Raw genomic sequence first — 6,630 nt, 5'->3', positions numbered from 1 at the left:
AGTCAACCGGTGACAGACATCTGACGGATGATCAAGACCGCAGACACCCGCCCACGGCCAGCGCGAGCATCCCGGAGAACCGTCACGCCAGCCCCTCCGACCTGCACGTTCGAAGATGGCGAAGGCTCATTGAGGAGACGGATGCCCAAGCATCTTCTCGACCATCCCGGACAGGCCCCAGCCGGCGAGCAGCACGTCCAGGCAGCCTACGACCCGACCGGGCGAGCCGAACGGTTCTCCATCGAACGGGTGCCGGATCACCCCATTCCCCGGCCACGCGCCGCCGCCGACTTCCGCACCAGCCGTCACACCCTCTGACGGATCATCAGGATCATCACCGATGACTGACGACAACAGCCAGGACAATCTCGCCCTGATCCGCGAGAGCTTCGCGCTCGTCCAGGACCGCGCGGACAAGCTCACCGGTCACTTCTACGCCACCCTCTTCCTGCGCAATCCCGAGGTCCGGCAGTTCTTCCCACCCGCCATGGACCTGCAACGCGACCGGCTGTTCCGGGCGTTGGCCGGCGCGGTGCGCATGATCGACCGCCCGGCCGAACTCATCCCCTTCCTCCAGCAGTTGGGCCGCGACCACCGCAAGTACGCTGTGCAGAGCGCGCATTACGATGCGGTCGGCGCCGCCCTGCTGAGCACGCTGCGCAGCTTCGCCGGGGAGGCCTGGACCGCGGCGCACGAACGGGCCTGGACCGAGGCGTACCGGCAGATCGCCGCCGCGATGAGCGGCGCCGCCGAGGAGGAGGCCGGCCGCACCCCGCCGTTCTGGCTGGCCGAGGTGGTCGGACACGAACTGCGTGGCCCCGACCTGGCGGTGCTCACACTGCGCCCCAACGCACCGTTCCCCTACCGGGCCGGCCAGTACACCACGGTGGAGACGGCCCGCTGGCCGAAGGTCTGGCGACCGTACTCGATAGCCAACGCGCCGCGCCGGGACGGCCTGTTGACCCTGCACGTTCGGGCGGTGCCGGCGGGCTGGGTGAGCAACGCCCTGGTGCACCAGACCCAGGTCGGCGACGTGCTCCGACTCGGGCCCGGGCGCGGCACGATGACCCTGCCCGACCAGCTCTCCCGCCGGGTGGTCTGCGTCGCCGGCGGCACCGGACTGGCCCCGGTGAAGGCCCTGGCCGAGGAGATGATCTCGCGCCACCGCCCGCTCACCCTGCACCTGTTCGCCGGCGCGCGCCGCGCGAGCGACCTCTACGACCTGGACGGCCTGCGCCAGCTGGCCGCGGTCTTCCCCCGGTTGCTGCTGATCCCGGTGGTCTCCGAGGAGATCGAGTACGCCGGCGTACAGGGCCGGCTCCCCGAGGTGGTCCCGGCCCAGGGCCACTGGGCCGAGCACGAGGTCTTCGTGGCCGGCCCCGACGCCATGGTGATGACCATGGTCGAACGTTTCCAGCGCGGTGGCGTCCCGGCCGAACGCCTGCACTACGACCTGACCACCACCCCCCAGGAACTCGACATCACCTCAGGCCTGCTGGACACCGGGGCCCACTACCACTGACGCCGTCACCGGCACGACCAGCGGCCGCACGATCCGGCCACAGCCCCTCCCGAAGGGGAGCCCTCTCCGCCGCGCCGCCGCCGGGCCCCTGGCCGCCCGGGCCGGCGGCCGGTCGCGCAGATCCACGGCACCCCGAGCGGGGCCGCCCGGCGACGGTGGCGGGAGCGAACCGGAAGGGGTGGACGAGCCGTCAAACACCAGTGCGCACACGAAACTTCAGTACGGCGACCTTTCGATGAGAAAATGAGAAACTGGGAGAAGGCTCAGGATAAGTCGCTTCGGCAAAAGTTGTGTGGCGGTTATCGAATTCGCACCGAACAGGTTCCCGGCATTCGATACTGTCTGCAAGCCCTCAACTCTCTTGCAGACACCCTGTGACAGCGGGGGTCCCTGCCATGCCTGGAGAGCCGGACAGCACCGGCGCGGTCCGCGGAGCCTGCATCTGTGAACGTCCCGTACAACCCTTCCGCCGCACACCCCGGTGCGCACGGCGGCCGTCGCCGAGCCCCGCGTGCCGGGGCGGCGGCCAGAGGCAAGAGCGGCCTACTGCCCGCGCCGCCCGATGACCGGGAGAAGTACTCCTACGTCAAGCGGTACAACTGGGTGCTGACCCTCTCCTCCCTGGTCGGTTTCGTCTTCGTCCTCTACAGCCAGCTGGACACCGCCCGGCACAGCCTGTGGATCTGGCTGTTCTCGCCGGTGCTGCTGCTCTCGATGGTGGGCTTCCTGATAGGCGTCCGGCTGGAGGCCTTCACTCCGAGCTTCGACCTCAAGCAGCACCGCAAACTGGTCCGCGACTGGGCACCGCCGGTCTACCCCTCGGTGGACGTCTTCCTGCCCGTCTGCGGCGAGCCCATCGAGGTGCTGCACAACACCTGGACGCACGTGCGGCTGCTCGCCGACTCCTACCGGGGCCCGGTCACCCCGATCGTGCTGGACGACTCCGACACCCCCGAACTGGCCGCCATGGCCGCCGACTTCGGCTTCCGCTATCTCGTCCGCCCGAACCGGGGCTGGTTCAAGAAGGCCGGCAACCTGCGGCACGGCTTCGAGAACTCCGACAGCGACCACATCCTCATCCTGGACGCCGACTTCGCGCCGCGCGCGGACCTGCTCGACGAACTGCTGCCGTACATGGACGACGACCCGCGCACCGCGATCGTCCAGTCGCCGCAGTACTTCCGGGTGCTCGACCAGCAGAACTGGATCGAGCGCGGCGCGGGCGCCGTCCAGGAGCTCTTCTACCGCTCGGTGCAGGTCTCCCGGCAACGCAGTGACGGCTCGATCTGCGTGGGTTCCTGCGCGGTCTACCGGCGCAGCGCGCTGGCCGAGATCGGCGGCACCAGCCTGATCGAGCACTCCGAGGACATGCACACCGGCTTCGACCTGCGGGCTCGCGGCTGGGACCTGCGCTACGTACCGCTGGCGCTCTCCACCGGCGTCTGCCCGGACAGCATCGGCGCGTACTACAACCAGCAGTACCGCTGGTGCATGGCCTCGATGAGCATGCTCGGCAGCCTCCAGGACTTCTGGCGGGTCAAGATGCGTTTCGCCAGCCGGCTCTGCTACATGTCGGGCTTCGTCTACTACATCGAGACCGCGCTGCTCACCTTCACCGGGCCGGCCATCGCGCTGGTGCTGCTGCTGTTCTTCCCGGACCAGCTGCGCGCCACCAACATGTGGTACGTCCTGCCCAGCGTGCTCTATCTGACCGTGGTCTACCCGCTGTGGCACCGCAACCCCTACCGGCTGGAGGCCTGGGCGACCCGGGTGATGTACGGCTGGGCCCACGTCTTCGCGATCTGGGACGTGCTGCGCCGCCGCCCGATGGGCTGGCAGCCCAGCGGCTCGGGCAACGCGAAGAACAACAAGACCCGCCGCTTCTGGATCGGCATGTGGGCCTGGAGCCTGCCCACCGCCGTGCTGTGGATCGGTGCGGCGCTGTGGCGGATGGACACCATGGTCCCGCAGGACTTCACCCTGATGCTGGCCTCCGGCGTCTTCTACGCCGTCGCGATCTGCCGGGTGCTGGTCACGCCCCGCACCGACCCCGAGCCACCGGCCGAACTCCCGACCGAACTCCCCACCCAGACCGCGGCGGTGACCGGATGAGCGCATCGATCAGCCGACGGGCCGCGCTGCTCGCCGCCGCCCTGGGCGGTCTGGGGCTGGCCGGCTGCGCCAGTCCCACCGCACCGATCGGAGCGGGCGGCCAGGGCGCCGGGCCCGGGTCGGCCCCGGGCTCCACCTCGGCCGCGCCGTACGTGCCGTACGACGTCACCAAGCTGCTCAGGCCGAAGCACAAGTACCTCGGGGCCACCTTCGACGGGGTTCCGCAGACCCTGGCGCCGGTCGACGCCTGGACCCAGATCGCCGGCAAGGCGCCCAACCTGCTGGTCTACTACCTGGGTTGGGGCGACGAGTTCCAGCCCGACCAGACCCTGGCGGTCTGGAAGCACGGCATGCTGCCCTACGTCGCGTGGGAGCCGTTCAAGAAGACCCTCCAGCAGATCGCGGGTGGCGGCGAGGACGACTACATCCAGCGCACCGCGGCGGCGATCCGCGACCTCAACGTGCCGGTGGCGATCAGCTTCGGGCACGAGATGAACGGCGACTGGTACCCGTGGGGTACCAAGCAGAACACCCCCGCCGACTTCGTCAAGGCCTGGCAGCACCTCCACGACCGCTTCCAGGACGTGGGCGTCTCCAACGTCATCTGGGTGTGGAGCCCGAACGTGATCAACCCGGCGCCCACCGTGCAGCTGAAGCCGTACTACCCGGGGGACGGCTATGTGGACTGGCTCGGCGTGATCGGCTACTACGCCGCGACCGGGCCGCACACCTTCGACACCCTGTTCGGGCCGACCCTGGACGAGGTGCGCGCCTTCACCGCCAAGCCGGTGCTGCTCTCCGAGACGGCCTCCGAGCCGACCCCGCGCAAGCCCGCCGACATCGCCGACCTGTTCGCCGGCGTCGCGGCGCGCGACGACGTGCTGGGCTTCGTCTGGTTCAACCTCAACAAGGAGACGGACTGGCGGATCGACAGCAGTCCGCAGTCCCTGGCTGCCTTCCGGAACGCAGCGGCTGATCCGCGCTTCGGCTTCGACGTGGAGCACCCCGATGCCTGAGCAGAGCACCAAGGGGCCCGGCGGCCCCGCGCAGACGCCCGAGAACGCGGGCTCCTGGTTCGCGCCGGGCCGGCCGAGCACCGGACCGGCTCACGGCGGCACGGCCGCACCGGCCAACGCGCGGCCGGCCGGCCCGGAGGCGACCGAGTCGCAGCCGCCCACACCCCGGTCGACCGTCCCCGGGCCGGCGCGGCAGTCCGGCTTCGACGTCGATGCCACGCTGAAGCTGTCCGTCCTGCCGAAGTCGGCGCGGCGCCGCCCGGCCGCTCCACCCGCCGCCCGACCCACCGACCCGCCGACCGGGCGGCAGCCGGAACGCCAGGCCGAACGCACCATGCAGCTGCGGGTGTTGCCCTCCCCGGACCCGGCGGCGGACCCAGGCTACGCCTTCGCCGAGCCGGTGCGCCCCGGCTGGACACTGCCGCACGTCCCGGACGCCGCCTGGGCGGCCGGCGCCAGCTCCCGGCGGACCTGGATCAGCCGCGGGCTGCTCGCCGTGCTCCTGGTGGTGCAGGCGGCGCTCTCGCTCCGCCTGACCAACACCGCCTTCGAGGACGAGGCGCTGTACATCTACGCCGGTCACGCGATGATCGCGCACCTCTTCCACGGAGTCCCGGACTACGGCGGTTTCGGCTCGTACTTCTCCGGCGCGCCCACCCTCTACCCGGTGCTGGCGGCGGCGGTCGACTCGCTCTTCGGCCTGGCCGGCGTGCGGGTGATGAGCCTGTTCTTCATGCTGGGCAGCACCGCGCTGCTGTACTCCTTCTCCCGCCGGCTCTTCAGCGAACGTGCCGGGCTCTGCGGCGCGGTGCTCTTCGCCTTCGCGCAGTCCACCCTGTTCCTCGGCAACTTCGCGACCTACGACGCGTGCGCCGTCTTCCTGCTCGCGCTGTCGGCCTGGATCGTGGTCCGGATCGGGCACGGCCACTGGGCACTGTCGCTGCTCCCCGCTCCGGTGGCCGCGCTCGCGGTCGGCGTGAAGTACGCCTCCGCGCTCTACCTGCCCACCCTGGCACTGCTCCTGATGCTGGTCGCCTACCAGCGGTACGGCGTGCCGCGGGCACTGCTGCGCGCGGCCGTCTTCACCGTCGGCGTGGTCGGGCTGCTCGGTGGTGCGCTGTACGCCACCGACTACCTCCAGGCGATCCAGAGCACCACCACCGCCCGGGCCCTCGGCACCGACTCCGCCTGGACGATCATCCAGGACAGCACCCAGTGGGGCGGCCTGCTCTTCGCGGTCGCCGCCCTCGGCACCGTGCTGTACGCCCGGCGGGCCCGGCTCAGCGAGATGCCGGGCTGGCGGCAGGCCGTCCCCGGGGCCCGCTGGCGACTGGCCCTGGGCACCCTGCTCACCGGGACGGCGCTGCTCGCGCCCGCGTACCAGATCCACCTCCAGACCACCACCTCGCTGCAGAAGCACGTCGGGTTCGGGCTGCTGTTCGCGGCCCCGATGGCCGGGGTCGGGATGACCCGGCTGATGGGCGCCCACTTCAAGTTCCCGCAGGCGGCGATAGCGATCGGGACGATCGCGCTGACCCTGGGCATGTCGCAGTCCGCGTACAACTACGGGATCTGGCCGAACACCACCTACCTGATCCAGGAGCTGTCCACCAAGGTCCAGCCCGGGCAGCGCTGGCTCGGCGAGCCGCACGAGGGACCGGTCTACTACCTGACGGCGCGCCATCTGACCGACTACACGCGCTGGACCTCGATCTTCTACATCGACTACACCGGCCGTCCCGGCCAGCAGCTGACCGGGATCCCCGGCTACGTGGCCGCACTCCAGGACGGCTACTTCGACGGCGTGGTGCTCGACTGGTCGGACAACCCCGGCGCCGTGGAGACCGCCATCCGCGACCAGCTGCGGTCGGGCGGACGGTACCGGCTGGACAGCGCCCTGCCCTACCGCACCTCGGCCGGCCAGGGCCACTTCGAGGTCTGGCTGCGCACCAGCTGACCGGCCGATCGGCGGCCCGCGGG

At 70.6% G+C, this 6,630-nt stretch carries 5 protein-coding genes; all 5 read left to right on the top strand.

Annotated features, from left to right (window positions below):
* The first annotated feature begins 141 nt into the window (after positions 1 to 141).
* Positions 142 to 318, top strand: coding sequence for a hypothetical protein (locus tag ACZ38L_RS31785; protein ID WP_465699822.1), 177 nt, complete (start codon positions 142 to 144; stop codon positions 316 to 318).
* Positions 319 to 340: 22 nt separating this feature from the next.
* Positions 341 to 1,522 (top strand): globin domain-containing protein, encoded by a 1,182-nt coding sequence (locus tag ACZ38L_RS31780; RefSeq protein WP_465699820.1) that lies wholly within the window; start codon positions 341 to 343, stop codon positions 1,520 to 1,522.
* Between the two features lie 444 nt (positions 1,523 to 1,966).
* Positions 1,967 to 3,634 carry a glycosyltransferase family 2 protein gene (locus ACZ38L_RS31775; RefSeq protein WP_465699818.1) on the top strand — a complete coding sequence of 556 codons (1,668 nt, stop codon included), beginning with the start codon at positions 1,967 to 1,969 and terminating at the stop codon, positions 3,632 to 3,634.
* Positions 3,631 to 4,650, top strand: a complete 1,020-nt coding sequence (locus ACZ38L_RS31770) for a glycoside hydrolase family 26 protein (protein WP_465699816.1) — start codon at positions 3,631 to 3,633, stop codon at positions 4,648 to 4,650. The genes ACZ38L_RS31775 and ACZ38L_RS31770 overlap by 4 nt, the downstream gene beginning before the upstream one ends.
* On the top strand, positions 4,643 to 6,607 hold the full coding sequence (locus ACZ38L_RS31765; RefSeq protein WP_465699813.1) for an ArnT family glycosyltransferase: 1,965 nt from the start codon (positions 4,643 to 4,645) through the stop codon (positions 6,605 to 6,607). The genes ACZ38L_RS31770 and ACZ38L_RS31765 overlap by 8 nt, the downstream gene beginning before the upstream one ends.
* Positions 6,608 to 6,630: the final 23 nt, after the last annotated feature.

The organism is Kitasatospora sp. NPDC024654, assembly GCF_055559155.1.
This window is presented reverse-complemented; position numbering and strand designations above follow the sequence as displayed.

Excerpts from the sequence above, each read along its gene's own strand:
- ACZ38L_RS31785 (WP_465699822.1), top strand. The coding sequence starts at position 142 with ATGCCCAAGCATCTTCTCGACCATCCCGGACAGGCCCCAGCCGGCGAG.
- ACZ38L_RS31770 (WP_465699816.1), top strand. The coding sequence starts at position 3,631 with ATGAGCGCATCGATCAGCCGACGGGCCGCGCTGCTCGCCGCCGCCCTG.
- ACZ38L_RS31765 (WP_465699813.1), top strand. The coding sequence starts at position 4,643 with ATGCCTGAGCAGAGCACCAAGGGGCCCGGCGGCCCCGCGCAGACGCCC.
- ACZ38L_RS31780 (WP_465699820.1), top strand. The coding sequence starts at position 341 with ATGACTGACGACAACAGCCAGGACAATCTCGCCCTGATCCGCGAGAGC.